At 71.8% G+C, this 26,641-nt stretch carries 25 protein-coding genes; 11 read left to right on the top strand and 14 right to left on the bottom strand.

The features are described 5' to 3' along the window. Positions 1-48 precede the first annotated feature (48 nt). A complete protein-coding gene (locus SD460_RS36970) occupies positions 49-438 on the top strand; it encodes a hypothetical protein (RefSeq protein WP_290057584.1) in 390 nt (129 codons plus the stop codon). Positions 439-496: 58 nt separating this feature from the next. Here the strand turns inward: SD460_RS36970 and SD460_RS36965 are convergent, their stop codons facing one another. Continuing rightward, positions 497-1,900 (bottom strand): RNA polymerase sigma factor, encoded by a 1,404-nt coding sequence (locus SD460_RS36965; RefSeq protein WP_318307396.1) that lies wholly within the window; start codon positions 1,898-1,900, stop codon positions 497-499. 185 nt (positions 1,901-2,085) lie between these two features. After that, positions 2,086-2,853, bottom strand: coding sequence for a polyphosphate--glucose phosphotransferase (gene ppgK / locus SD460_RS36960; protein ID WP_438860641.1), 768 nt, complete (start codon positions 2,851-2,853; stop codon positions 2,086-2,088). Between the two features lie 64 nt (positions 2,854-2,917). Between ppgK and SD460_RS36955 the strand changes: the two genes are divergently transcribed. Next, positions 2,918-3,736 carry an inositol monophosphatase family protein gene (locus tag SD460_RS36955; RefSeq protein WP_290057586.1) on the top strand — a complete coding sequence of 273 codons (819 nt, stop codon included), beginning with the start codon at positions 2,918-2,920 and terminating at the stop codon, positions 3,734-3,736. 557 nt (positions 3,737-4,293) lie between these two features. Here SD460_RS36955 and cei read toward each other — a convergent pair. Beyond that, the gene (cei, locus tag SD460_RS36950) at positions 4,294-4,977 is read right to left on the bottom strand and encodes an envelope integrity protein Cei (RefSeq protein WP_290057587.1); all 684 of its coding nucleotides are present in this window, start codon (positions 4,975-4,977) and stop codon (positions 4,294-4,296) included. A 480-nt stretch (positions 4,978-5,457) separates the two neighbouring features. Between cei and SD460_RS36945 the strand changes: the two genes are divergently transcribed. Then, on the top strand, positions 5,458-5,766 hold the full coding sequence (locus SD460_RS36945) for a DUF4193 domain-containing protein (protein ID WP_013224476.1): 309 nt from the start codon (positions 5,458-5,460) through the stop codon (positions 5,764-5,766). 165 nt (positions 5,767-5,931) lie between these two features. On the opposite strand, the gene SD460_RS36940 is transcribed toward SD460_RS36945, so the two are convergent. Next, positions 5,932-6,414 carry a DUF3093 domain-containing protein gene (locus SD460_RS36940; RefSeq protein ID WP_290057588.1) on the bottom strand — a complete coding sequence of 161 codons (483 nt, stop codon included), beginning with the start codon at positions 6,412-6,414 and terminating at the stop codon, positions 5,932-5,934. Between the two features lie 24 nt (positions 6,415-6,438). On the opposite strand from SD460_RS36940, the gene dut reads away from it, so the two are divergent. Together dut and SD460_RS36930 are read left to right on the top strand one after the other, a co-directional pair. Then, positions 6,439-6,942: a dUTP diphosphatase gene (gene dut / locus SD460_RS36935; RefSeq protein WP_290057589.1), complete on the top strand. Its 504-nt coding sequence runs from the start codon at positions 6,439-6,441 to the stop codon at positions 6,940-6,942. Next, positions 6,942-7,604, top strand: coding sequence for a DUF3710 domain-containing protein (locus SD460_RS36930; RefSeq protein WP_290057590.1), 663 nt, complete (start codon positions 6,942-6,944; stop codon positions 7,602-7,604). The genes dut and SD460_RS36930 overlap by 1 nt, the downstream gene beginning before the upstream one ends. Positions 7,605-7,657: 53 nt before the next feature. On the opposite strand, the gene SD460_RS36925 is transcribed toward SD460_RS36930, so the two are convergent. Continuing rightward, entirely contained in the window at positions 7,658-8,341 is a 684-nt protein-coding gene (locus SD460_RS36925) for an alpha/beta hydrolase (protein ID WP_290057595.1), read from the bottom strand. 136 nt (positions 8,342-8,477) lie between these two features. Between SD460_RS36925 and SD460_RS36920 the strand changes: the two genes are divergently transcribed. Together SD460_RS36920 and SD460_RS36915 are read left to right on the top strand one after the other, a co-directional pair. Next, entirely contained in the window at positions 8,478-8,858 is a 381-nt protein-coding gene (locus SD460_RS36920) for an OB-fold nucleic acid binding domain-containing protein (RefSeq protein WP_003074944.1), read from the top strand. 9 nt (positions 8,859-8,867) lie between these two features. Continuing rightward, entirely contained in the window at positions 8,868-9,590 is a 723-nt protein-coding gene (locus tag SD460_RS36915; protein WP_290057591.1) for a DUF3159 domain-containing protein, read from the top strand. Positions 9,591-9,640: 50 nt separating this feature from the next. Here SD460_RS36915 and SD460_RS36910 read toward each other — a convergent pair whose 3' ends face one another. Together SD460_RS36910 and SD460_RS36905 are read right to left on the bottom strand one after the other, a co-directional pair. Further along, entirely contained in the window at positions 9,641-10,297 is a 657-nt protein-coding gene (locus tag SD460_RS36910) for a potassium channel family protein (protein WP_290057592.1), read from the bottom strand. Continuing rightward, the gene (locus tag SD460_RS36905) at positions 10,294-10,959 is read right to left on the bottom strand and encodes a potassium channel family protein (protein ID WP_438860640.1); all 666 of its coding nucleotides are present in this window, start codon (positions 10,957-10,959) and stop codon (positions 10,294-10,296) included. The genes SD460_RS36910 and SD460_RS36905 overlap by 4 nt, the downstream gene beginning before the upstream one ends. A 94-nt stretch (positions 10,960-11,053) precedes the next feature. On the opposite strand from SD460_RS36905, the gene SD460_RS36900 reads away from it, so the two are divergent. Genes SD460_RS36900 through SD460_RS36890 form a run of 3 tightly spaced genes read left to right on the top strand, consistent with a single transcriptional unit; the run spans position 11,054 to position 14,863 of the window. Continuing rightward, positions 11,054-13,087, top strand: a complete 2,034-nt coding sequence (locus tag SD460_RS36900) for an APC family permease (protein WP_290057593.1) — start codon at positions 11,054-11,056, stop codon at positions 13,085-13,087. After that, positions 13,084-14,271: a class I SAM-dependent RNA methyltransferase gene (locus tag SD460_RS36895; RefSeq protein WP_318307395.1), complete on the top strand. Its 1,188-nt coding sequence runs from the start codon at positions 13,084-13,086 to the stop codon at positions 14,269-14,271. The genes SD460_RS36900 and SD460_RS36895 overlap by 4 nt, the downstream gene beginning before the upstream one ends. A gap of 34 nt (positions 14,272-14,305) precedes the next feature. Further along, entirely contained in the window at positions 14,306-14,863 is a 558-nt protein-coding gene (locus SD460_RS36890; protein ID WP_290049677.1) for a TIGR03086 family metal-binding protein, read from the top strand. 574 nt (positions 14,864-15,437) lie between these two features. On the opposite strand, the gene SD460_RS36885 is transcribed toward SD460_RS36890, so the two are convergent. Both SD460_RS36885 and SD460_RS36880 read right to left on the bottom strand, forming a co-directional pair. Continuing rightward, entirely contained in the window at positions 15,438-15,857 is a 420-nt protein-coding gene (locus SD460_RS36885) for a hypothetical protein (protein WP_290049675.1), read from the bottom strand. A gap of 50 nt (positions 15,858-15,907) precedes the next feature. Continuing rightward, complete coding sequence (locus SD460_RS36880) at positions 15,908-17,377, bottom strand: aldehyde dehydrogenase family protein (protein ID WP_290049674.1); 1,470 nt, start codon at positions 17,375-17,377, stop codon at positions 15,908-15,910. 187 nt (positions 17,378-17,564) lie between these two features. Here SD460_RS36880 and dxs point away from each other — a divergent pair, with 187 nt between their 5' ends. Next, positions 17,565-19,478, top strand: coding sequence for a 1-deoxy-D-xylulose-5-phosphate synthase (gene dxs, locus SD460_RS36875; protein WP_318307394.1), 1,914 nt, complete (start codon positions 17,565-17,567; stop codon positions 19,476-19,478). A 340-nt stretch (positions 19,479-19,818) separates the two neighbouring features. On the opposite strand, the gene SD460_RS36870 is transcribed toward dxs, so the two are convergent. From SD460_RS36870 to SD460_RS36850, 5 genes are read right to left on the bottom strand one after another with little or no spacing between them, the layout of a single operon-like run. Beyond that, a complete protein-coding gene (locus SD460_RS36870) occupies positions 19,819-21,267 on the bottom strand; it encodes a purine-cytosine permease family protein (protein WP_290057475.1) in 1,449 nt (482 codons plus the stop codon). Beyond that, a complete protein-coding gene (locus SD460_RS36865; RefSeq protein WP_290057476.1) occupies positions 21,264-22,622 on the bottom strand; it encodes an aminobutyraldehyde dehydrogenase in 1,359 nt (452 codons plus the stop codon). The genes SD460_RS36870 and SD460_RS36865 overlap by 4 nt, the downstream gene beginning before the upstream one ends. Next, entirely contained in the window at positions 22,619-24,262 is a 1,644-nt protein-coding gene (locus SD460_RS36860) for a thiamine pyrophosphate-binding protein (protein WP_318307393.1), read from the bottom strand. The genes SD460_RS36865 and SD460_RS36860 overlap by 4 nt, the downstream gene beginning before the upstream one ends. Further along, the gene (gene speB, locus SD460_RS36855) at positions 24,259-25,203 is read right to left on the bottom strand and encodes an agmatinase (protein ID WP_290057478.1); all 945 of its coding nucleotides are present in this window, start codon (positions 25,201-25,203) and stop codon (positions 24,259-24,261) included. The genes SD460_RS36860 and speB overlap by 4 nt, the downstream gene beginning before the upstream one ends. Beyond that, the gene (locus tag SD460_RS36850; RefSeq protein WP_318307392.1) at positions 25,196-26,641 is read right to left on the bottom strand and encodes a sodium:solute symporter family protein; all 1,446 of its coding nucleotides are present in this window, start codon (positions 26,639-26,641) and stop codon (positions 25,196-25,198) included. Before SD460_RS36850 ends, speB begins: the two co-directional genes overlap by 8 nt.

Here is a 26,641-nt window from a genome sequence, read left to right as displayed (position 1 = left end):
CGGAAGTTCTTTTTCGCCGGGCCGCCCGCGCGGGCTTACCATCGGTGCATGGACGGCTCCGGCGTCCTCGCGAACCTGATCCTCTTCGCCGTGGTGTGCACCGCACCCACGGTGCTGTTCTGGTGCGCACTGCGCGTACCGGGGCTGCTGCAGCGAATCCTCGCGCGGCGGCGCACACCGGAGCCGGCGGAACCGCCGATCGAGCGCGTCGCCGCGGACTTGCGCCGGGTGCATCGGTTGCTCGTCGATTACCCGTCCGGAACCCCCGCGGCCCGGCGCCTGGGGACGCGTCAGGCGTACGACGAGCTGCTGACCCAGGCGTGCCGCCAGGTCGGCGTCCCCCATCGGCTCGCTGAGCTGCCGGAGGGGATGGACCGCGAGATCGAGCGGCTGCGGGTGGAGGAGTCGCTGCGGGAGCGCGGCCTGGCCGTGCCCTGAACGCGGAAGAACCCCGCCACTTCCGTGACGGGGTTCTTCCGTTGGTACCGAAGGAAACTCAGTCCAGGTAGTCCCGCAGGACCTGGGACCGCGACGGGTGGCGCAGCTTCGACATCGTCTTCGACTCGATCTGCCGGATGCGCTCGCGGGTCACCCCGTACACCTGGCCGATCTCGTCGAGCGTGCGCGGCTGGCCGTCCGTGAGGCCGAAGCGCAGGCGGACCACGCCCGCCTCGCGCTCGGACAGCGTCTGCAGCACCGACTGGAGCTGGTCCTGCAGCAGCGTGAACGACACCGCGTCCACCGCGACGACCGCTTCGGAGTCCTCGATGAAGTCACCGAGCTGCGAGTCGCCCTCGTCGCCGATCGTCTGGTCGAGCGAGATCGGCTCACGCGCGTACTGCTGGATCTCCAGGACCTTCTCCGGGGAGATGTCCATTTCCTTGGCGAGCTCCTCGGGCGTCGGCTCGCGGCCGAGGTCCTGCAGGAGTTCGCGCTGTATGCGGCCGAGCTTGTTGATGACCTCCACCATGTGCACCGGGATGCGGATGGTGCGGGCCTGGTCGGCCATCGCGCGGGTGATCGCCTGGCGGATCCACCACGTGGCGTACGTCGAGAACTTGTAGCCCTTGGTGTAGTCGAACTTCTCCACCGCGCGGATCAGGCCGAGGTTGCCCTCCTGGATCAGGTCCAGGAACGCCATGCCGCGGCCGGTGTAGCGCTTGGCCAGCGACACCACGAGCCGGAGGTTCGCCTCCAGCAGGTGGTTCTTGGCGCGCTCGCCGTCACGCACGATCCACTTGAGATCGCGGCGCATCTGGGTGACGAGCTTCTCGCCCTCCTCCTCGGCGGTGCGCACGCGCTCGGCGGCGTAGAGCCCGGCCTCGATCCGCTTGGCCAGCTCCACCTCCTCCTCCGCGTTCAGCAGCGCGACCTTGCCGATCTGCTTGAGGTAGGCACGCACGGAGTCGGCCGACGCGGTGAGCTCGGCGTCCTTGCGCGCCTGGCGCAGGGCCTCCGACTCTTCCTCGTCCCAGACGAAGTCCGGGTTGTCGGAGCTCTTCGCGGCCGCTGCCTTGTCGGCGGCGGCACCACGACGGCGCTGCGCCGGGGTCTCCTCGTCGTCATCGTCATCGTCGTCGTCATCCGCCGAGGCGGCGTCCGGCTCGTCGTTGACGGTCTCGTCGACGACGTCGACCTCGACCTCTTCCAGGTCCGACAGGTCGGGCGTGTCGAGTTCGGCTTCGTCGATCTCGCCGGGACCGTCCGGGTCGCCGTCTTCGGTCTTCGCGCCCTTGGTCGCCGGCTTCTTGGCCGGAGCCTTTTTGGCCGGGGCCTTCTTGGCGGTGGTGGTCTTGCGGGCCGCAGGCTTCGCCGTCCCGGTGGCTGCCTCTTCGGCCGGCTCGCCGGCTGCGGTCGCTGTCTTCGTCCCGCCTCGGGTTGCGGTTCTTGCGGCTGCCACTTACGCCCTTTCGCAGCGGTCGATCATGACGAGCAACGGCCTGGCGGCCACTGCTGCCTCACATTCGGGGATCACGCCTCGGCCTGCGGTTTTGGCCTCCGCAGCCGTGGGCCGTGTTCCATTGTAACGACGGTACGCGCATGCGGTGCGAAGCGATCACCCTCAGCCCCGCCGCGAGCACCGGATCAGTGCTCGATGCCCTCCGCCGCGGCGGCCGCGGCGCCGACGATCCCGGCGTTGTTCTGCAGCGTCGCGACCAGCACCGGAGTCCGGATGTCCAGCAGCGGCACCCATTTCTCGGCCTTCTTGCTGACCCCGCCGCCGACGATGAACAGATCCGGCCAGATCAGGTTCTCCAGCACGGTCAGATAACGGTGCACCCGCTTGGCCCATTCGGGGTAGGAGAGCCCCTCGTTGTCCTTCACCGACGCCGCCGCGCGCTTCTCCGCGTCGTGGCCGTCGATCTCCAGGTGGCCGAACTCGGTGTTCGGGACGAGCTTGCCGTCCTGGAACACGGCGCTGCCGATCCCGGTGCCGAACGTCAGCAGCGCGGTCACGCCCTTGCGCGCGACCGGGTCGCCGAAGCGGATCTCCGCCATGCCCGCCGCGTCGGCGTCGTTGAGCATCGCGACCTGGTCGACCCCGCGGCCGAGCCGCTTGGCGAACAGCGCGTCGGCGTCCGTGCCGATCCACTGCTTGTCGATGTTGGCCGCGGTGTGCGCGACGCCCTTCTTGACCACGGCCGGCAGCGTCACGCCGACCGGGCCGTCCCAGCCCGCCTGCGTGACGATGTCGTGCACGACGTCCGCCACCGCCGACGGCGTGGACGGCTTCGGGGTCTCGATCCGGATCCGGTCGCCGATGAGCTGGCCCTTTTCCAGGTCGACCAAGGCGCCCTTGATCCCGCTGCCGCCGATGTCGATGCCGAAACCTCGGCGGGTCGCCTCCACCACGGACGTGGTCCCTTCTCGCACGATTCAGAAGCCTGCCTCGGAGACTTTAACCGGATGTGGTGACATGGCGGACGTGGGAGTTGACGAGTCGTTGCTGAAAAGCGTCGCGGAGCAGGTCGCGACGGAGGCCGCCGAGCTGGTCCGCGAGGCCTGGGAAGGGATGGCGAACGGTCGTTCGGTGGCCGTGGGCACCAAGTCCGGGGACACCGACGTGGTGACCGCGGTGGACCACGACTCGGAGCGGCTGGTGCGCACGCGGCTGGCGGCGCTGCGGCCGGGGGAGCCGGTGCTCGGCGAGGAAGGCGGCGGCGCGGCGGGCGACGGCGTGACCTGGGTCGTCGACCCGATCGACGGCACGGTCAACTTCCTCTACGGCCTGCCGTGGTTCGCGGTGTCGGTGGCGGCGCAGGTCGGCGGCGAATCGGTGGCGGGCGCGGTCGTGGAGCCGGCGAGCGGCCGCGTCTGGACGGCGGCCCGCGGCCACGGCGCGTTCCTGGACGGCCGCCGGCTGGCGGTGTCGGCCCCGTCGCGGTTGGACCTGACGCTGGTCGGTACCGGTTTCGCGTACGCGGCGGAGCGCCGGACGCGGCAGTCGCGCTTCGCGGCGGAGCTGCTGGGCCGGGTGCGCGACATCCGCCGCAACGGCGCGGCGTCCCTGGACCTGTGCGCGGTGGCGGCGGGCTGGCTGGACGCGTACGTGGAGCACGGCCTGCACCGCTGGGACTGGGCGGCGGGCGCCCTGATCGCGGCGGAGGCGGGCGCGGAGGTGTCGCTGCCGGGTGCGGCGCTGGAGCTGGGTGCGGACGCGATGTTCGCGGCGGCGCCGTCGATCGCGGGTCCGTTGCGCGAGCTGCTGGCGGATTGCGGCGCGGCGGAGGTCTGAGCGCGGCCTGCGCCGCTGGTCGCGGTGGAGGTGTCGCTGCCGGGCGCGGCGCCGGAGCTGGGTGCGGACGCGACGTTCGCGGCGGCGCCGTCGATCGCGGGGTCCGCTGCACGAGCTGCTGGCTGGCTGCGGCCCGGATGACAGGAATGAGTCATTCACGTCGTCCGGCGACGTGAATGACTCATTCCTGTCGTTGGGCGGCCGGAACTGTCGGTGCCTCCCGGTAGCGTGGAGATCGGGGGCGCCCCCACGCGCGGGGGTTGTGGCGTCGGACCCGGTGCCGTCCGGGAGGTCATCGAGCCGCTCCGGGGCCCGACCTGCGCTCGGCAGCCGGCGGCCGTCACCGAAGAGCTGAGGGCGCGGACGGGCCGGACACCGGGCGGGACCCGAGGAAGGTCAGCAGGCGACCGGAGCCAGGAGGGCGGCAAAGTCCTGAATGACTCATTCAAGACCTCCGAAGACCTGAATGACTCATTCAAGACGTCGCCGCGGCCGTCCGGAGGCCATCGAGCCGACGAACCCCCGCTCGCCGCCCGGCACCGAAGAGCTGAGAGCGGTCAGCAGGCGACGTCGCGGGCCGACGCCAGCAGGGTCTGGTCGATCACCGGGGCCTTCGCGCCCGCGGACTGCTCGTTGCCGCCGCCGCCCTGGTGGGTGCGGGACCAGTCGGCGAGCTGGGTGAGGATCTGGCGGGCCTCGGCGCGCGGGCGGATGTCGCCGAAGAGGCTGCCCGTCACCAGGTCGACGCTCGCGTCCTTGCGGTTGTCCTGCACCAGCTCGGCGCACGGCACCACCAGGCTCAGCGTCCGCGCCGCCGTGACACCGTTCTCGCCGAAGCGGATCTGGCCGCGGCACTTGGCCACCCGGCCGTCGTAGGCGGGGTCGTTGGCCGGCTCGCCGGTGCCGGTGAAGCCGAGCTCCTTGAGCGCCGTCGTGGCGATGCCGCCCTGGCCGCGCGTGCTCGAGGCGTTGAGGACCTTGACCGCGACCTTGTCCGGCGGGATCGGCGCGCGGTCGTCGAGGGAGCCGTGGGGGACGGTGCTGAACGTGACACCCGGCGGCGGGCTCGCGGGCGGGTCGCACTTCACGGCTTCGTCGACGTCGCCCTTGCCGACCGCCGCGTTGATCCAGACGATGATCGCGCCGAGGGCGAGCACGCCGATGACGATCAGCGCCGGCAGCGGCTTGTGCTTGCGATACGGCCGCGCCCCACGGTCCCCGATGCCGTTCCCCGACGCCACCTGCCCGTCCCTTCCCCAACACCGAAACCGACCGTGCGAACCCGGCACCGTCGTGGCCGATCAGCCTAGGCGCTGCGGCCGACGCGCGTCGGCCCGGGTCACCCCGCCGGAACGCCCGATCCCCGTGCGGCGATCGCACCACGCGGAGGACGGCGGGGGCAAGCGGACACGGGCCGGGTGTGGAGTTCTCCACCCGCGGGCAACCCGAACGGACGACAACGCGTCTTACCTGCGGGTTCCCCCTGTCGGGTGACGAATCCCCGGCAATGTCTGACTCGTTGCAGAACCGTCGCGGGCGTGAGCTACCCTTCCCGGGCTCCGGCCGCAGGAAGAGGCGCGAAAAGAAGAGACCTCGGTCACTTCGGCCGTCGGGCACAAACGAGGGCCCTGGAACGTTGACCAGCGGCACGGCGGACTCACGGGTGACCCGGGGGTCCGGGAAAACGACTACACAAGCTGATCGCAGGGGTGAGGGACAAGATGGCTACCGACTACGACGCTCCGCGCCGCAGCGAAGCCGACGAGCTGGCCGAAGACTCGTTGGAGGAGCTCAAGGCCCGGCGCAACGAGAACCAGTCCGGCGTCGTCGACGTCGACGAGGACGCGACCGCCGAGAACTTCGAGCTGCCGGGTGCCGACCTTTCCGGGCTTTCCGGTGAGGACATGACCGTGAAGGTGGTGCCGAAGCAGGCGGACGAGTTCACCTGCTCCGTGTGCTTCCTGGTGCACCACCGCAGCCGGCTGGCCGAGGACAACGGCGGACGCCTGATCTGCCGCGACTGCGCCTGACAAGCGGGGTTCTCGGACACACAGGGGACGAACAGACGCGACGGAGAGCCTCGAGGGCAGTGTTCGAAGAGCAGCCGAGGGGGAGGCTCGAAGCGCGCTGGGGACAAGGGGGCCGGCCGGCAGGCCGGCCCCCCTTCCCATGTCTTGAGGCTGCGGAGCCGGCGGTCAGGCGCCCTTGAGCAGCTCGGCGACGCGCTCGGGGTGCCGGGTGCTGAACAGCCAGTACGGCGTCGGGTCGCTCGCGTCGGTGAGGCGGACCCGCACGACCGGGCCGACCCAGCCGCGGTGCAGCACGTACGCCGCGGGGTCGCCGTCCCGCCCGAGCGCCTTGCGCTTGGCTTCCTTGTCGAAGATCTCCACCTCGCCGGCGTAGCGCAGCGGCAGGTGGGCGTCGCCGACCCACAGCTCCGGCTCGTCACCGCCGGTGATCCGGACCTTCGACCGGCCCAGCGACACCAGCAGCGCCACCACGACCGGCAGCGCGATCACGTACGGCAGCCACGCCCGGATCCCCGGGTAGCCCAGGTCGATCTCGGCGGCGAGCAGGACCGCGCCGAGCACCGGCAGCGGCCAGCCCCACCACGGGACGTACAGCCGCTCGGAGTGCCGGACCGCGGCGCTAGCGGCCGTCTTCGCTGATTCACCCACGGGTAGAGAGTAATCTCGCCGCCCGTGTCCAGCGTTCAGGTACTCCTCTCCCGGCTCGACCCGGATGTCCCGCTGCCCGCCTACGCCCGGCCGGGCGACGCGGGCGCCGATCTCGTCACCACCTCGGATATCGTCCTGGCACCCGGCGAACGCGGGGTGGTCGGCACCGGTGTCGCGATCGCGCTGCCGCCCGGGTACGCGGGGTTCGTCCACCCCCGGTCGGGCCTGGCCGCCCGCGTCGGCCTCTCGGTGGTGAACACCCCCGGCACGATCGACGCGGGCTACCGCGGGGAGATCAAGGTCTGCCTGATCAACCACGACCCGGTGCACCCGGTGAAGCTGACGCGCGGCGACCGCATCGCCCAGCTGGTCGTGCAGCGGGTCGAGCACGCCGAGTTCGTCGAAGTCGCCGAACTCGACACCACCGAACGGGGTGCCGGCGGCTACGGATCGACCGGCGGACACGCCACACTGGGAGCACCGGCGCTCGCCGCGAGCGCCGGCGCGGGGGAAGGGACGGAGAAGTAGTGGGGATTTTCGGACGCAAGCGGCGGACCGAGGGCGGGTCCGCGGGCAGGCACGCCGCGCCCGAGGCCGACGACACGATCGAGGACGAGCCGTACGACGAGGATTCGGAGCTTTCGGACGTTTCCGACGGCCCGTTCGACGTGGCGGACTTCGACGACGACGGCGTCCCGCGGATCGACCTCGGCTCGGTGAAGGTGCCGGTGCCCGACGGATCCCAGGTCCAGGTCGAAATGGACCCGGAGACGGGCGGCGTGCGCGCCGTGCACGTCGTCACCGAGCAGGGCCAGATCACGGTCAGCGCGTACGCCGCGCCGCGCTCCGGCGGGCTGTGGCGCGAAGTGAGCACGGAGCTCGCCGAGCAGCTGCGGGCCGACGGCGCCAAGGTCAACGTCGGCCGCGGCGTGTGGGGCCTGGAGATCTCGGCCATCGTCGGCGACGTCGCCCTCCGGTTCGTCGGCGTCGACCGGCCCCGCTGGATGCTGCGCGGCGTGATCGCCGGGCCGCAGTCGGAGGCCGCCGGCGCCGTCGAGGTGCTGCGCGAGATCGTCCGGCGCACGATCGTCGACCGCGGCGACGCCCCGATGCCGGTCCGCACCCCGCTGACCATCACGCTGCCCGAGGCGGTCGCCGAGCACATCGCGGCCCAGCAGCAGGAGGGCTGAGGCAAAAGCCGTGAAGGCCCCCTTACCGGCTCTTACGGCCGGTAAGGGGGCCTTCACGGCTTTCGGAGGGCCCGGAGGAAGGCGAGGACGGTCGCCCGGCCGAGGGATTCGCGGTCGGCACCCAGGGCCGTGAGCGTCGTCTCGCCGAGCGCGGCCCGGGGGAGTGCGCTCACCCACTCCGATGCGACTTTCGTCGGGTGGATCGGGTCGTCGGTGCACGTGCCGATGCCGGCCGGGACGGCGAGCCGGGAGAGCTCGTCCAGCGTCGGCGAGGGACGGCCGGCTGCCACGCGCAGGCCGGCCGCCAGCCCGTCGCCGTGGCGGCGCCACGCCCGGTCCAGTTCGGCCCGCAGCCAGTCCGGGCTGCCGTCGGTCTGCGCCAGCGCGGCGCCGACCCCCGAACCGGCCACCAGATCCGCCGACAGCGTCGCGGCCAGCGACGCGGGTGCTGGGCCGGGGACGCCGTTCCAGGCCGGGAGCGCGGCCAGCAGGCCCCCGCAACGGCCTGAGTTGCGCACCGCCCACTCGGCGGCCAGGTGCGCGCCGAACGAAATGCCGCCTACGAGCAGTTCGCCGTGTTCGTCCGCCAGCGCGTCCAGGACCGCGAGGTAGCCGTCGGCCAGCGCCGCGCCCGGGGGTGGCGGGGGCGCGATGAGCGGGACACCGAGGGCACGCAGGGGCCCTTCGAAGACGGCTCGGACGAACACCTCGTCCGACCCGGTGCCGGGCAGCAGCACCGCGGCGGGAACTCTGATCGCGGACGTCACGTTGCGATCTTTGCGCAAAGGCGTTTCCCTGGCGGGGACCGCAGTACGCTGGATTCGCACGGGCCGCAAGCAGGTTGTCGCCGGGCCCCGGAGCACAGGAGCACCTATGTCCGCCAAAGACGGCGGCTACTTCAGCCGGCTGGTACGCAAGCTGACCAGCGACGTCGAGGATCTCGACGCAGACGAAATGTCGATGAGGTCGGGCGCCGAAGGGGCGCAGCGGGCCTGTGACTGCCGTTCCGGCGAAGAGGTCACCGTGATGGGGAGACTCCGCAGCGTGGAGCTCTGCCCGACCAACGAGGCCGCCACCCTGGAGGCCGAGCTGTTCGACGGGACACAGGGCGTGACGCTAATCTGGCTCGGCCGCCGCCGGATCCCGGGCATCGAGCCTGGCCGGACGATCAAGGTGCGTGGTCGGATGGCCGAGCGTGACGGCCAGAAGGTGCTGTACAACCCCTATTACGAGCTCCAGAGCCCAGTGAGTTGATCACCCATCGTGACTGAACCCGCCCCGAGCGAGAAGAAGACCGACGCGGAAGAGAAACCGCAGCCGACCCTGCTCGAGCAGATGGGCGGCGTGTCCGGCCTGATCTACTCGTCGCTGCCGGTGATCGTCTTCGTGCTGGCGAACGCGATCTTCGGCCTGACCGCGGCCATCTGGACCTCGATCGGCAGCGCGGTGGCCATCACGGTGCTGCGGCTGGTCCGCAAGGAACCGCTGCAGCCGGCGATCTCGGGGTTCTTCGGCGTCGCGATCGCGGCGTTCATCGCCTACCGGACGGGGTCCGCGAAGGGCTTCTTCCTGTTCGGGATCTACGCGAGCCTGATCTACTGCGGCGTCTTCGTGCTGTCGGTGGTGGTGCGCTGGCCGATCGCGGGCGTCGTCTGGAACATGCTCAACGGCACCGGCCACGCCTGGCGCAAGGACAAGCCGTCCCGCTACGGCTACGACATCGCGACGCTGGCGATGGCCCTGATCTTCGCCGCCCGGTTCGTGGTCCAGCGCTGGCTGTACCAGGAGGACTACACCGGCTGGCTGGCCTTCGCGAAGATCGCCATGGGCTACCCGCTGTACGCGCTGGGCCTGCTGGTGGTCGTGTGGGCGGTGCGGCGGTCGGATAAGCGGCTGAAGGCGCTGGCCGAGACCGAGCCGAAGCCCGAGACCGACGCCGAGGTCGAAGCCCGGCTGCGCGAGAAGTACGCGGCTCCCGAAGCCTGATCTCACGAAGAAGGCCCCCGGCACGCTCGCCGGGGGCCTTCTTCGCGTCGTCAGTAGCCCAGCGCCGTCCGGATCTCCGGCTCCACGTCCGCGGTCGCCACGAACAGCAGCTCGTCGCCCGGCTCCAGCGGGTCCTCCGGCTGCGGCACGATCACGCGGTCGCCGCGCAGGATGGTCACCAGCGCGGCGTCCCGCGGGATGGACAGGTCGCTCACCGGCTTGCCGGCCAGCGGCGTCTCCGCCGGCAGGGTCAGCTCGACGAGGTTCGCGTTGCTCTGCCGGAACGTCATCAGCCGCACGAGGTCGCCGACGCTGACCGCTTCCTCGACCATCGCCGCGAGCATGCGCGGGGTCGAGACCGCGACGTCGACGCCCCAGGCGTCGGTGAACAGCCACTCGTTGGCCGGGTTGTTGACCCGCGCCACCACGCGCCGCACCGCGAACTCGGTCTTCGCCAGCAGCGACACCACGAGGTTCGCCTTGTCGTCGCCGGTCGCGGCGATCACGACGTCGCACTGCTCGATCCCGGACTCTTCGAGGATCGACACCTCGCAGGCGTCGCCGAGCACCCAGTCCGCCTGCTCGACGCTGTGCGGCTCGAACTGGTCGGCTTCGCGCTCGATCAGCATCACCTGGTGCCTGCCGTCGATCAGCTCGTTGGCGATGGAGCGGCCGACCGCGCCCGCGCCGGCAATCGCGACCCTCATGCCTCGTCCTCCGGTTCGCGGTGCGCCACGCTGGTCACGTCGCTGACGGTGCCCGAGCGCGCGGCGACCCAGACGTCGTCGCCGTCCTGCACCACGGTCTTGGTGTCCGGCAGCACGGCGGTGCCGAAGCGCATGATGAACGCCACGCGCGCGCCGGTCGCCTCCTGCAGGGACCGGACGGAGTGCCCGACCCAGCCCTCGTGCAGCGGCAGCTGCAGCAGCGCGACGTTGCCCGACGGGTCCCGCCACGCCGACGCCACGCCGTCCGGCAGCAGCGTCCGCAGGAACCGGTCGGTGGTCCACGGCACGGTCGCGACCGTCGGGATGCCCAGCCGCTCGTACACCGCCGCGCGCTTGTGGTCGTAGATCCGCGCCACCACGTGCTCGATGCCGAAGTTCTCGCGGGCGACCCGCGCCGAAATGATGTTCGAGTTGTCGCCGCTGGAGACCGCGGCGAACGCGCCGGCCCGCTCGATGCCCGCCTCGATGAGCACCTTGCGGTCGAAGCCGACCCCGACGACCTGCTGGCCGTGGAAGTCGCTGCCGAGCCGGCGGAACGCCTGCTGGTTCTTGTCGATGACGGCCACCTCGTGGCCGAGCCGCTCCAGCGCAGCGGCCAGGGACGCGCCGACCCGGCCGCATCCCATGATCACCACGTGCACGCCCTGCCTCCTCTTCGGCGGGTTGACCCGTCCGTACCTACCCCGACATGCCAGCGCCGAACCTACCGTGCACCCCGGCGGCTACGCTTCCGTGGTGTCGAAGTTCCCGACCGTGCTGAAACGCCTGGTCCTCGGACGTCCGTTCCGCAGTGACAGGCTCGCTCACACGCTCCTCCCGAAGCGCATCGCGCTGCCTATCTTCGCGTCCGACGCGCTCTCGAGCGTGGCGTACGCGCCGGAAGAGATCTTCCTGACGCTGAGCGTCGCGGGTCTCTCCGCGTACGCGCTGGCGCCGTGGATCGGCATCATGGTCGCGCTGGTCATGCTGGTCGTCGTCGCGTCCTACCGGCAGAACGTGCACGCCTACCCGAGCGGCGGCGGCGACTACGAGGTCGCCAACACGAACCTGGGCGGGAAGTTCGGCCTCACCGTGGCCAGCGCGCTGCTCGTGGACTACGTGCTGACCGTCGCGGTGTCCACTTCGTCCGGTGTGGCCAACATCGGCTCCGCCGTCCCGTGGGTGGCGCAGCACAAGGTGCTCGCGTCGATCGTCATCGTGGTCGTGCTGACGTCGCTGAACCTGCGCGGCATCCGGGAGTCGGGGAAGGCCTTCGCGATCCCGACGTACGGGTTCATCGCGGGCATTCTGGTCATGGTCGTGTGGGGCCTGGTGCAGGCGGCCACCGGCACCGAGATGAAGGCCGAAAGCGCCGGGTTCACGCTGAACGCCGAAGGAACTTTCGCCGGCGTCGCGTACGCGTTCCTGGTGCTGCGCGCGTTTTCTTCCGGCGCGGCGGCGCTGACCGGGGTCGAGGCGATCAGCAACGGCGTCCCGGCGTTCCAGAAGCCGAAGTCGAAGAACGCGGCGACCACGCTGCTGATGATGGGCCTGCTCGCGGTCACCATGCTGGTCGGCATCATCACGCTCGCCACGATCACCGACGTCAAGTTCGCCGAAGACCCGGCGGAGCAGCTCGCCGGCGCGCCCGCCGGCTACGAGCAGAAGACGATCGTCGCGCAGATCGCGCACGCGGTGTTCGCCGACTTCCCGCCGGCGTTCTACTACATCTCCTTCTCCACCGGCATCATCCTGCTGCTGGCCGCGAACACCGCGTTCAACGGCTTCCCGGTGCTGGGCTCGATCCTCGCGCAGGACCGCTACCTGCCGCGGCAGCTGCACACGCGCGGCGACCGGCTGGCGTTCTCCAACGGCATCCTGTTCCTGGCGGCCTTCGCGCTGGTGCTGATCATCGCGTTCGACGCCGAGGTCACCCGGCTCATCCAGCTCTACATCGTGGGCGTGTTCGTGTCGTTCACGGTGAGCCAGGCCGGCATGATCCGGCACTGGAACCGGTTGCTGGCCAGGGAAACCGACCCGGCGGTGCGGCGGCGGATGCGGCGCTCGCAGACGGTCAACGCGGTCGGCCTGACGATGACCGGCGTGGTGCTGGTGATCGTGCTCATCACCAAGTTCCTGCTCGGCGCGTGGATCGCGATCGCGGCGATGGTGGCGATCTTCGTGCTGATGACGGCGATCCGGCGGCACTACGACCGCGTCGCCGACGAGCTGAAGGACCTCGGCGACACCCCGACGGTGCTGCCGTCGCGCAACCACGCCATCGTGCTGGTGTCCAAATTGCACCGTCCGACGCTGCGCGCGCTGGCCTACGCCAAGGCGATGCGCCCGGACGTCCTCGAAGCCGTGACGGTCAACGTGGACGACGCGGACACCCGCCGGTTGACCGCCGAGTGGGACGCGCACAACTTCAAGGTGCCGCTGAAGGTCGTCGAGTCGCCCTACCGCGAAATCACGAAGCCGGTGCTCGACTACGTGAAGCGCGTGCGCGGCGACAACCCGCGCAACGTCGTCACCGTGTTCATCCCGGAGTACGTGGTCGGGCACTGGTGGGAACAGGTGCTGCACAACCAGAGCGCGCTGCGGCTCAAGGGCCGCCTGCTGTTCCAGTCCGGCGTGATCGTGGCGAGCGTGCCGTGGCAGCTGGAGTCCTCGGCGAAGGCGGCCGCGCGCGTCCGGACCGAACGGCCCGCGGCCGGCGACGTCCGGCGCGGTTTTTCGCCCAACGGGAAGCGGGCCGCCGCGCCGAAGCCGAAGGAGCCTGCCGAATGACCAGCTGGCTGGGCCGCGTGCTCGAGGTCGAGGTCGGACCGGTCGCGCACGGCGGCCACTGCGTCGCGCGCGCCGACGGCCGGGTCGTGTTCGTCCGGCACGCGCTGCCGGGCGAGCGGGTCCGCGTCGAGGTCACCGAGGACAACGGCGGTTCGTTCTGCCGCGGCGACGCGGTGGAGGTGCTGTCGGCGGCCGAGGCACGCGTCGAGCCGCCCTGCCCGCTCGCAGTGCCCGGCGGCTGCGGCGGGTGCGACTGGCAGCACGCGACGCCGTCGTACCAGCGCGAGCTGAAGGCCGCCGTGGTCGCGGAGCAGCTGCAGCGGCTGGCGGGGATCGAGCGCGAGATCGTCGTGGAAGCGCTGGAGGGCGGGCCGCTGGACTGGCGCAGCCGCGTCCGGCTGGTCGCCGGCCAGGACGGGCGCGCGGGCCTGCGCGCCCACCACAGCCACCGCGTGGTGCCGCTGGAGAAGTGCCCGATCGCGGTGCCGGGCGCGCTGGACGACGTCCTGGCGCGCCGCTGGCGCCCGGGCGCCGAGCTGGAGGTGACCAGCGACGGCGACGGCGGGCGGCACGTCCGCGAGCTGTCGACGGTCCGCGGCAAGGTCCGCGCCCGCCAGCTGGCGGGCGGCGTGGCGGTCCAGCACGCGGCGGGCCGCGACTGGCGCCTCGACGCCCACGGCTTCTGGCAGGTCCACCCGGCGGCGGCCCCCACGCTCGCGGCGGTCGTCGCGGAGTGGGCGGAAGCCCCGGCCGGCGGGTCGGCGTGGGACCTGTACGCCGGCGTCGGGCTGTTCGCGTCGGTGCTGGCTTCGCAGGTCGGGCCGTCGGGCCGCGTGCTGGCGGTCGAATCGGGCCGCCGCGCGGTTTCGGACGGTGAGCGGAACCTGGCGGACCTGCCCCAGGTGTCCTGGCAGGCGGGGCGCGTGGAGCACGTGCTGGCGTCGGCGCCCAAGCCGGTCGACGTCGTGGTCCTGGACCCGCCCCGCAAGGGCGCGGGCAAGGCGGTCGTGGAGTCGATCGTCGCGGGCTCGCCGGACCGCATCGTGTACGTGGCCTGCGACCCGGCGGCACTGGCCCGCGACCTGGCGACTTTCGCGTCGCACGGGTATTCGCTGACCGATCTGAGGGCGTTCGACGCGTTCCCGATGACGCACCACGTGGAGTGCGTGGCGCTGCTGTCCTGAGTTTTTTGTCGGTGGTGGCGGTCACACTGCTGCCATGACCCCACTCGAGGACTTCGACCTGGCAGCTTCGACCGTGACCGGCCTGGTGTCGGCGGTCGAGGCCTGGCACGCACCGACGGCGTGCGCGGACTGGGACGTGCGCGCGGTCGTGAACCACCTGGCGCACGGGAACGCGAAGGTGGCGTTCTGGGCCGGGGCGGGCCCACCCGCCCCGGAGGGCGACTACCTGGGTGAGTCCCCGGTCGAGGCGTTCGCGGCTTCGGTCTTGCGTGCCCGGTCGGTGCTGATGTCGCCGGGATTATTCACGCGGACGGTGACGACTCCGCTGGGTGAGGTGCCGGGGGTGTTCCTGGTGCACATGCGGGTGAACGAGTACGTGGTGCACGGGTGGGACATCGCGGACGCTGGTGGCGGGCCTACGGATCTGTTGCCGGACTTGGCGGCGGGAGCGCTGGAGCAGTGGCGCTCCCGCTTCGGGGCGACGCCGCGCCAGCCGGGCGGACCGTTCGGCCCGGAGGTGGAGGCCCCCGCGGAGGCAACGGCGGCGGACCGGCTGGCGGCGTTCCTGGGGAGGAGGTCGGTACGAGCCTGAGGCCCGGCCTGCGGGCTGGGGTGGGCTGGTTACCGCGCTGGCCGAGCGTGGCTGGCTGTCCCGCGTGGGGGCAAGGCCACTCGGCTTGAGCTGGGTGGCGGCCTGGAGGCCTGCCGTATCAGCGCGGGTCGGGCGTGGCTGGCTGTCCTGCGCGCCTGCTGTGCTGGCCGGTCGCTTGTCGTACCGGCGCCGGCTCAGGGTGGCCGGCTGCCGCGGGCTCAGGGCGGCTGCCCGGCGTGAGCCCGGTGGTGTCCGGCGTCTGCCGGGTCGGCCTGCTCGGGCCGGTCGGCGCCGGCACCGGGCGGCTGATCGCCTCGCGCGCCTGCTCGGGCGAGGCCGCTCGGCTTGAGCTGGGCGGCCGGTTCGGTGCCAACCGAGGTCTGAGTGAGCGGCCGGGCGCGGCCGGTTGTCGCATCGGTGCGGGTCGGGCGTGGCTGGCTGCCTCGCGTGCCCGCTCGGGCGAGGCCGCTCGGCATGGGTCAGTGCGGTTGGCTGCTTCCAAGCGGCCCCGCGGACCGCGAGCAGCCCGATCGCGAGCCGGCCAGCGTGCGGTCAGGGCAGCCGGAGTCCCGCCTCACCCTGCCCGGCGCACCGCGAATGCCGCCGCCAGGCCGGTTGCCGTCATCGCCAGCCCCGATGCCAGCAGCACCCACGCCCCGGCACCAGGCACCACCCGTGCCGCAGGCTGGAAGCGGGTCACTCCCGGGAGCGTCACCACCAGGTGGCGCAACACCACCCCCGTCACCACCAGGCCCGGCAGGCACGCCATCGCCAGCGGCTCGTCCTGCCGCCGGGCGAACGTCAGGTACGCCAGCGTCCCCGCCACCAGGACCGCCGCCGCGCAGACGAGGCGCAGGCCGACGGCCAGTTCCGGGTCCGGGGTGCCCGGGGGCAGCGCGGCCGGGAACGTCGCCGTGCGCAGGGTCAAGCCCGCGATCACCCCGAGGCCGGCGACCGCCACCAGCACGGCCCGCGGCCCGCGCCAACGCGTCACACCACGCAGCATAAAACGCTCGGCCGTTCGAATGATCCCGAACGGGGGACTCAGCCCGCGAACCAGTGCTGCGGGCCCGGGCGCAGGTTCTGGTAGACGTGCTTGACCTCGGTGTACTCCGCCAGCCCCGTCGGACCCAGCTCGCGGCCGAACCCGGACTGCTTGAAGCCGCCCCACTCGGCCTGCGGCAGGTACGGGTGGAAGTCGTTGATCCACACCGTCCCGTGGCGCAGCCGCCCGGCCACCCGCTGCGCGCGCGAAGCGTCCTGGGTGAACACCGCGCCCGCGAGGCCGTAGTGCGTGTCGTTGGCGATGCGGACCGCGTCGTCCTCGTCGGTGAACGTCTCCACCGTCAGCACCGGCCCGAACGACTCCTCGGTCACCGCCGACGAGCCCTGCCGGACGTCGTCCAGGATCGTCGGCAGATAGTAGCAGCCGTCCGCCAGCGCGGGGTCGGCGGGACGGGCGCCGCCCGTGCGCAGCACCGCTCCCTCGGCCAGTGCCGCCGCCACGTACGCCTCCACCTTGGACCGGTGCGCCGCCGAAATCAGCGGGCCGGTCTCCGCGCGGTCGTCGAACGGGCCGCCCAGGCGGATCCGCTCGGCGCGGCGCACCAGCTCGTCGACGAACTCGTCGTGCCACTCCCGCTGCACGATCAGCCGAGTGCCCGCCGAGCAGACCTGGCCGGAGTGCAGGAACACCGCGGTCAGCGCGTAGTCGACCGCCGTCTCGAAATCGGCGTCGGCGAAGACCACGTTCGGATTCTTACCGCCCAGCTCGAGGGCCACTTTCTTGACCGTGGCCGCGGCCGAGGCGGCGATCACCTTGCCGGTCGCGAGCCCGCCGGTGAACGACACCAGGTCGACGTCCGGGTGCGCCGCCAGCGGCGCGCCCACCTCGGCCCCCGCGCCGAGCACCAGGTTGCCCGTGCCCGGCGGCAGGCCCGCCTCGGTGAGCAGCTTCAGGAACAGGATCGCCGTGTGCGGCGTCAGCTCGCTGGGCTTGAGCACGAACGTGTTGCCCGCGGCCAGCGCCGGCGCGATCTTCCACACCGTCTGCAACAGCGGGTAGTTCCACGGCGTGATCAGCCCGCAGACGCCGACCGGCTCGTGCACGATCCGGCTGATCGCGTCCGGGTTGCCGGTGTCGACGACGCGCCCGGCGTCCTGCGCCGCCAGCTTGCCGAAATACCGCAGGCAGGCCGCGATGTCGGCCATGTCGTAGCGGCTTTCGACCAGGCGCTTGCCGGTGTCGAGCGACTCGGCGCGCGCGAACGCCTCCGCGTCGCGGTCGAGCAGGTCCGCGGTGCGCAGCAGCAGGTCACCGCGCAGGTGCGCGGGCGTGCCGGGCCACGGGCCGGTGTCGAACGCCCGCCGCGCCGCCGCGATGGCCGCCTCGGTGTCCTTGGCTGTTCCCTCGGCGACCGCCGCGACCAGGGAACCGTCGGCCGGGCAGCGGATCTCGCGGCGCCCGCCGTCCACCGCGTCCACCCAGTCGCCGCCGATGAAGAAGTCCGCCATGGACACCATTCTCGTGGCCACGCCGCGTGACCGCCACAGCACGACGGGGAGACGAGGTTCACCCCGCGTGCTGACGCGTGATCGCTCTCCGCCTGTGATGCCGGACGCGGCGGGCGGAACCACCCTGGCGGGTCTCCGTAGACTGACCGGAACGTGGGGTGTCCGAAGACGAGCGAGGTGGAGACGAGTGACGATGCTGGAGTCCCTCAGCGGACCGGCGGACCTGAAGCGCATGAGTGTCGAGGACCTCGGCGAACTGGCTGCCGAGATCCGGGACTTCCTCGTCGACAAGGTCCGCCGCGCGGGCGGGCACCTGGGGCCGAACCTCGGCGTCGTCGAGCTCACGCTGGCGCTGCACCGGGTGTTCGACTCGCCGCGCGACGCGATCGTGTGGGACGTCGGTCACCAGGCGTACGTGCACAAGATCGTCACCGGCCGCGTCGCCGGGTTCGACCTGCTGCGCCAGACCGGCGGCGTCACCGGTTACCCGTCGCGCGCGGAGAGTGACCACGACTGGGTGGAGAGCAGCCACGCGTCGTCCGGTCTGTCCTATGTGGACGGCCTGGCGAAGGCGTTCGCGCTGGACGGTGGCGGGCGGCACGCGATCGCCGTCGTCGGCGACGGCGCGCTCACCGGCGGGATGTGCTGGGAGGCGCTCAACAACATCGCCGCCCACCGGGACCGCCCGGTCGTCATCGTGATCAACGACAACGGCCGGTCGTACTCGCCGACCATCGGCGGCCTGGCCGACCACCTCGCCGCGCTGCGCCTGCAGCCCGGCTACGAGCGGCTCCTCGACGGCGGCCGCGAGATCCTCAAGCACACCCCGGTCGTCGGTAAGCCGATCTACGCCGCGCTGCACGCCGCGAAGGCCGGGCTGAAGGATGCGCTGAGCCCGCAGGCGATGTTCTCCGACCTCGGCCTGAAGTACCTCGGCCCGGTCGACGGCCACGACCAGGTGGCGCTGGAAAAGGCGTTCCACAGCGCGAAGGCGTTCGGCGGCGCGGTGATCGTGCACGTGGTGACCGAGAAGGGCCACGGCTACGCGCCCGCGGTCAACAACGAGCACGACCAGATGCACCAGACCGACCCGATCGACCCGGAGACCGGCCTGCCGCCGGTGAAGGGCCCGAGCTGGACCGGCGTCTTCGGCGAGGAGCTGGCGAAGATCGGCGCCGAGCGCGAGGACGTCGTCGCGATCACCGCGGCGATGCTGCGCTCGACCGGGCTGGACAAGTTCGCCGAGTCCTTCCCGGACCGCTGGTACGACGTCGGGATTGCCGAGCAGCACGCGGTCACCTCGGCGGCCGGGCTCGCGATGGGCGGGCGGCACCCGGTGGTCGCGATCTACTCGACGTTCCTCAACCGCGCGTTCGACCAGGTCCTGATGGACGTCGCGCTGCACCGCCTGCCGGTGACGCTGGTGCTCGACCGCGCCGGCATCACCGGGCCGGACGGGCCGAGCCACCACGGCATGTGGGACCTCTCGCTGCTCGGCATGGTCCCGGGCATGCGCGTCGCGGCCCCGCGCGACCCGGCGACGCTGCGCGAGGAGCTGAACGAAGCAGTCGACGTGGCCGACGGCCCGACGGCGCTGCGGTTCTCGAAGGGCAAGGTCGGCACCGACGTCGCCGCCGTCGAGCGGATCGGCACGGTCGACGTGCTGCGCCGCCCGAAGGAGGGCGCGGACGTCCTGCTGGTGACGGTCGGCGCGTTCGCGACGCTCGGGCTCGCGGCCGCGGACCGGCTGGCCGACCAGGGCATCGGCGTGACGGTCGTGGACCCGCGCTGGGTCCTGCCGGTGCCGGCCGAACTGGTCGCGCTGGCGTCGCAGCACAAGCTGGTGGTGACGGTCGAGGACAGCGGCCGCCACGGCGGCTTCGGCTCGGCGTGCGCGGCGATGTTCCGCGACGCCGAGTGCGACGTCCCGCTGCGCGACCTGGCGGTCCCGCAGACGTTCCACGACCTGGGGAGCCGCGACGAGGTCCTGGCCCGCATCGGCCTGACGGCCCAGGACGTGGCCCGCCGGGTGACGGAGTGGGCTTCGGGCCGGCTGGGCTCGGCCGAGGAGCCGGCCCCCAAGGACGCCAACCGCAGCTGAGCCAGTCCGCGATGTAGTGAATGACTCATTCCTGTCGTCCGACGACAGGAATGAGTCATTCACTACACGGGTCCGGGCGTGCGACGGCAGGCTCCGGCAAATCGCGGGTCCCGCTGTACTGAAGGGGACGTTGCCGGCATCTGGTGTGCTGAAGGGGACTTTCCTGTCATCACATGACAGGAAAGTCCCCTTCAGGGCATCGCGAGCGGCCGGACCGGTGCCGGACCACCGCGGCTTGCCGGAGCCGTGACACGCGGCGGCCTCAGGCGTGCTTTCGCGTTCCGGAACTGTCGGTGCCCACCGGTAAAGTGGAAAACGGGGGGCGCCCCACGGGCGGGGGTCAGGCTTTCGCGGCGAGAGCGGCAGGGACCACGGCGGGAGCCGGCGCGAAGACCTCCGGCGGCTCCGGGAACAGCTTCACCAGCACCGGGTACGCCACCGCCGCGGTCAGCAGCGTCACCAGCAGGCTGATGTCCACGCCTCCCGCCACATCGCGAAACGGCCCCGCGATCATCGGCGTGTTCGCGAACAACAACCCCAGAGTCGTCGCCGGGATCCACGCCGCCATCGCGCGCCAGTTCACCCCGCGCGCGAACCAGTAGCGGCCGCCTCGGCGGCCCTCGTTGAACACCTGCAGGTCCGCCACGTCGTAGAAACCGCGGCGCTGGAGGAAGCCGATCATCATGATCACCATCCACGGGGACGTGCACAGCACGATCAGCGTCGCGAACGCGTTGATGCTCGACACCATGTCCAGCACGAAGTTGCCGACGAAGATGAACGCCACGCTCAGCGTCCCGATCAGCAGCGTCGCCTGGACCCGCGACAGCCGCGGGAAGATCGAGCTGAAGTCCAGGCCCGTGCCGTACAACGACGTCGTGCCCGTCGACAGGCCGCCGATCAGCGCGACCACGATCAGCGGGATCGCGTACCACAGCGGGGAAACCGCCGTCAGGCCCGTGATGTAGTCGGCCGGGTCGGCGACCAGTGTCGCCGTCGCGATGCCGAAGCCGAACGGGAGCAACGTCGCCACCTGGGCCAGGAACGGCGCCGCCAGCAGGGAACGCTTGCTGAACGCAGCAGGGATGTACCGCGCCCAGTCGCCCAGGAACGCGCCGAACGAGATCGGGTTGGCCAGCGCCGTCAGGGCCGCGAGGGTGAACGTCGGCCAGAACGTGCCCAGCGCGTACGTCCCCGTGCCCGCGTAGCCCGGGTCGAACGAGCCGCCGTACGCCAGGATGCCCAGCAGCATGATCGCCGTGCCGAGGACCACCGCGATCCGGTTGACCAGCAGCATGAACCGGTAGCCGTAGATGCACACGACGAGCGTCGCGAGCGCGATCACGCCGTACGCGATCCCGCGCAGCACCGCGCCGCCGTCGAAACCGAACAGCCGCTGGGCCGCGCCGGCCACCGCGTCGCCGCTGACCCAGACCGAGATCGCGAAGAACGCGATCGCCGTCAGCAGCGACAGGAACGAGCCGACGCACCGCCCGACCACGCCGAAGTGCGCGCCGGACGACACCGCGTTGTTCGTGCGCGTGCGCGGCCCGAACAACGCCATCGGCGCCAGCACCAGCGCGCCCGCGACGACGCCGAGCGCCGTCGCCAGGGCCGCGTCGCGGAAGCTCAGGCCGTACGCGATCGGCAGCGTGCCGAGGATGATCGTGGCGAACGTGTTCGCCCCGCCGAACGCCATCCGGAACAGGTCACGCGGGCGCGACGTCTGCTCCTCCGGCGGGATGGGCGCGATGCCGTTGTGCTCGACCTCCGTCACGCGCGCGCTCATGCGAACCTCGTCATCACGTGCTTGACGCGGGTGTACTCGGCGAAGGCGTACGCCGAGAGGTCCTTGCCGTGGCCGGAGTGGCCGAACCCGCCGTGCGGCATCTCCGCGACCAGCGGGCCGTGCGTGTTCACCCACACGCAGCCGAAGTCCAGTTCGGCCGACACCCGCGCGGCGATCGCCAGATCGCGAGTCCACACCGATGACGCCAGCCCGTACGGGACGCCGTTGGCCAGCGCGACCCCGGCGGCTTCGTCCGAAAAGGACTGGACCGTGATCACCGGGCCGAAGATCTCCTCCTGGACGATCTCGTCGTCCTGCCGCAGCCCGGAAACCACGGTGGGGGAGAAGTAGAACCCCTGGGAGCCGAACCGCGTGCCGCCGGTTTCGATCCGCGCGTGCGCCGGGAGCCGCGAGATGAGGCCTTCGACGCGCGAGAACTGCGCCGCGCTGTTCAGCGGCCCGTAGTCGACGCCCGGCGTCTGCGCCGCGGCGGCCTTCGCCAGCGAAGCGACGAAGTCGTCGTGGATCGACTCGTGCACCAGCACCCGGCTGCCCGCGGTGCAGTCCTGGCCCGCGTTGTAGAACGCGGCGCCCACGATGCCCTCGGCCGTCGCGGCCAGGTCAGCGTCGGGGAAGATCAGCAGCGGCGCGTTGCCGCCGAGCTCCAGGTGCGTGCGCTTGAGGTCGGCGGCCGCGACGGTGGCGACGTCGATGCCCGCCCGCGTCGACCCGGTGATCGACACCAGGTCCGTGCTCGGGTGGCGAACCAGAGCCCGGCCCGTGTCGCGGTCGCCGGTCAGCACGGTGAACGCGCCCGACGGCAGGAACTCCGCCGCGACCTGGGCCAGCAGCACGGCGGTCGACGGCGTCGTCTCGGCCGGCTTGAGCACCACGGTGTTGCCCGCGGCCAGCGCCGGCGCGATCTTCCAGACCGCCATCATCAGCGGGTAGTTCCACGGCGCGATCTGCGCGCAGACCCCGACCGGCTCGCGGCGGATCACCGACGTGTGGCCGGGCGCGTACTCCCCGGCCGCGGTGCCCTCCAGGTGCCGCGCGGCGCCGGCGAAGAACCGCAGCGCGCTCACGCACTCCGGGATCTCCTCCTCGAGGACGACCGACCGGATCTTGCCGGTCTCGCGCACCTCCAGGTCGGCGAACTCCGCGGCCCGGGCCTCCAGGGCGTCGGCGATCTTCAGCAGCGCGAGCTGACGCTGCGCCGGAGTGCTCCGACGCCACACCGCAAACGCTTGCGCGGCTCCCGCCAGCGCCGTGTCCACATCGGACTGCGAGGCGACCGGGCTGGTGCCGAACACCTCGCCGGTCGCCGGGTCGGTCAGGTCGAGGGTACGGGTCATGCCTGCTCCAGGTGGGTCGGCGCGAACAGCTTCAGCAGGGCGGGGAGGACGACGACGGACGGCCCGGGCGTCCGCAGTGCTGCGGCGAGGTCGGCGCCCACGGTGTCCGGAGTGGACAGCGTCGCGGGCACGCCGAAGGACGAAGCCAGCGCCACGAAGTCGGGCCGGGCCAGCTCGGTGGCCGTGGTGTGCCCGAAAGCGTCGGTCAGGTACTCCCGCAGGACGCCGTACCCGCCGTCGTCGACGATCAGCCACGTGACGTCGAGGCCGTGCTGCACCGCGGTGGCCAGCTCGGCGACGCCGTACATCGCGCCGCCGTCGCCGGACACGGCCAGCGTCGGACGGCCGGCCGCCGCGCCGCCGAGCGCGCCCGGGAGGCCGTAGCCCAGCCCGCCCGCGCCCTGGGCGGTGTGGATCGGCGCGCCCTCGGGGTTCCACGCCGACCAGGCCCAGTACGCGGCGATCGTCATGTCCCAGAACGTCTGCGTGCCTTCGGGGAGCGCCGCGCGGATGTCGTCGATCAGCTTGCGCTCGACGGCCAGGTCCTGACCGTCCAATCGCGACTCGACGCGGGAAAGCAGCGAAGAGACCGCGGCTTCCGCCCGGCCGTCGGACGCCCGCATCGGCACCCACTCCAGCAGCGCCTGCAGGGTGAGCTTGACGTCGGCGTGGATACCCAGGCCGGGGTAGTTCGACTCCAGCTTGCCCAGGTCGGCCTCGACCTGGATCACCCGGCCGCGCGGGGCGAACTCACGGTAGTTGCTGGACAGCTCGCCCAGTCCGGACCCGAGCACGAGCAGCACGTCGGCCCCCGCGAGGAACTCCGTGGTGTGCCAGTCCTCCAGCCACGACCGCCCGGACAGCTCGTGGTCCCAGCCGAAGACGCCCTTGCCGCCGAACGTCGAAATCACCGGGGCGCGCAGGGCCTCGGCCAGCGCCGTCAGCTCGGCGTGCGCGCCGGACCGCAGCGCGCCGCCGCCCGCCAGGATCACCGGGTTCTTCGCCGCCGCCAAGAGATCGGCGGCCGCGGTGACCAGCTCCGGCAGGGGTTCCAGCAACGGGGGAGCGGCCGACACCGACGTGATCGGCGGGACGCCGGCCGGCCCGAGCAGCACGTCCTGGGGGATCTCGACCCACACCGGGCCGTAGGGCGCGGTCGCCGCCGACGTCCACGCCTCCCGCAAGGCCGTCGGGATCTGGCTCGCGCGGCGCACGACGTGCACCGACTTCACGACATCGCGGAAGCTCGCCTGCTGGTCGGGCAGCTCGTGCAGGTAGCCGTGCCGCCCGCCGCCGAGGCCGGCGACCGGGACCTGGCTGGAGATCCCGAGCACCGGCACCGAAGCCGCCCGCGACTCCTGCAGGGAAGCCAGCGTCAGCAGCGCGCCCGGGCCGGTCGAGACGATCATGGGCGTCACCGGCACCGGGCCGTCGGGCTGGGCCGCGAGCCGTGCGCGGGCGAACCCGTCGGCGGCGAAGGCGAGGTTGTTCTCCACGCGCCCGCTGATCACGCGCAGGTCGTCCGCGCGCCGCAGCGCTTCGAACAGGCCCAGCGCGTGCTGGCCCGGCAGGCCGAACACCGTGTCGGCGCCCAGCGCGCGGAGGGTTTCGACGACGACGTCGCCGCCGATGCGCGTCATGCGCCCTTCCCCAGCGACAGCAGGCTCACCAGGTCGTAGGCGACGTGGGAGGCCGCGATGGCGGTGATCTCGGCGTGGTCGTAAGCCGGGGCGAGCTCGACGACGTCCGCGCCGACGAGGTTCAGGTCGCGCAGCCCGCGCAGGATTTCCAGTAGCTCGCGGCTGGTCATCCCGCCCGCCTCGGGGGTGCCGGTGCCGGGCGCGTGGGCCGGGTCGAGCACGTCGATGTCGACCGACACGTAGAGCGGCCGGTCGCCGATGCGCTGCCGCAGCGCGTCGACGGTCTCGTCGATGCCGCGGCGCAGGACGTCGCCGGAAGTCACGATGCCGAAGCCGAGCCGGCGGTCCTCTTCGAGGTCGCGCTTGCCGTACAGCGGCCCGCGCGTGCCGACGTGCGACAGCGCGCTGGTGTCGAGGATGCCTTCCTCCGACGCCCGCCGGAACGGGGTGCCGTGGGTGTACGGCTCGCCGAAGTAGGTGTCCCAGGTGTCGAGGTGCGCGTCGAAGTGCAGCAGGGCAACGGGTCCGTGCTGCTTCGCCGCGGCCCGCAGCAGCGGCAGCGCGATGGTGTGGTCGCCGCCGACGGTCACCAGCCGCGTCCCGTTCGCCTGCAGCGCTTCGGCTTCCTGCTGCAGCGTCTCGATCGCTTCGCCGATGTTGAACGGGTTGACCGCGATGTCCCCGGCGTCGACGACCTGCTTCTCGGCGAACGGCGAGACGTCCAGCTCCGGGTGGTACGGCCGCAGCAGCCGGCTCGCCTCGCGCACCGCCGCCGGGCCGAACCGCGCACCGGGCCGGTAGGACACGCCGGAGTCGAAGGGCACCCCGACCACGGCGATGTCGGCGTGGTCGACCTGGTCGATCCGCGGCAGCCGGGCGAAGGTCGCGAAGCCGGCGAACCGGGGGATGCGCGACGAGTCGAGGGGTCCGGTGTTAGGCACTGCTGGGCTCCTGTTCGCGGGTCGGGGTGTGCGTGTCGTCGCCGGCGAGGCGGCGGGTCCAGACGGAGAGGATCGAGTCGGCCGTGCGGGGCGTCGCGAAGCTGACGGCCAGGTACACCACCAGGCTCGCGCCGAGGCCCCAGTAGATCGGGGTGTTGGCGTCGACGCCGTCGATGATCATGAACGCGACCACCGACACCGTGCCGGCCACCATCGACGCGTACGCGCCCTGGCGGGTGCCGCGCTTCCAGAACAGCGCGCCGACGATTGCCACCAGCAGGCCGCCGACCAGGATGTCGTAGGCGATGGTCAGGGCGTTGACGACGTCGTCGACGACCATCGCGATGCCGATGGCCAGCAGGCCCAGCACGAGCGTGGCGATCCGGTTGCGGCTGACCTCGCCGCCCTTCTTGAGGCCGATCTTGGTCAGCAGGTCCGACGTCGTGGTGGTGGAGCACGCGATCAGCGCGCCGCTCGCGGTCGACATCATCGCCGACAGCGCGGCCGCCAGCACCAGGCCGCGGACGCCGGTCGGGAGCAGGCGCTCGACGATCGTCGCGAAGGCGTCCTGCGCGCTGGCGAGGTCCGGGTAGAGCGTGTGTGCCGCGGTGCCGATCAGGGCGCCGGCCAGGCCGTAGACCAGGCAGTAGACGCCGGAGGTGATGCCGCCGGAGGTCGCGATCCCCGGCGTGCGGGCGGTGAACACGCGCTGCCAGATGTCCTGGCCGATGAGCAGGCCGAAGGTGTAGATGACGAAGTAGGTGATGATCGTGTCGGTGCCGATCGAGGTGAAGCTGAAGAAGCTCGCGTCGAGCTTCTCGCTCATGCCGGAGAAGCCGCCCGCGGAAGAAATCGCGACCGGCAGCAGGATCGCCAGGATGCCGATGGTCTTGATGACGAACTGGGCGATGTCGGTGAGCGTGATCGACCACATGCCGCCGAGCACCGAGTACAGGACGACGATCGAGCCGCCGATCGCGATGCCCGCCCAGTTCGGCAGGTCGAAGAGCACCTTGAAGATGGTCGCGAACGCCAGCGTCGAGGTGACCGTGAGCATCAGCGTGTAGCCCCACATCACCACGCCGGACACCGCGCTCGTGCGGCCGCCGTAGCGCAGGTCGAGCATCTCGCCGACGGTGTAGACCTTGAGCTTCACCAGCCGGCGCGCGAACAGCGTGTGCAGCACGAGGATGCCGACGCCGATGCTGACGACCAGCCACATGCCGGAGATGCCGTAGGTGTAGCCGAGCTTCACGCCGCCGACGGTGGACGCGCCGCCGAGGACGACGGCCGACATCGTGCCGGAGTACATGAACCAGCCGAGCCGCCGCCCGGCGACCAGGTAGTCGGACTTCGTCTTCGCGAGCCGGAGGCCGTACCAGCCGACCCCGAGCATGCCCGCGATGTACAGGGCGATGACCACGTAGTCCCCGGTCAC

Origin of the sequence: Amycolatopsis solani, assembly GCF_033441515.1 — a bacterium.
GTDB lineage: Bacteria > Actinomycetota > Actinomycetes > Mycobacteriales > Pseudonocardiaceae > Amycolatopsis > Amycolatopsis solani.
The sequence above is the reverse complement of the archived record's forward strand: the minus strand, read 5'-3'. Positions and strand labels throughout refer to the sequence as shown.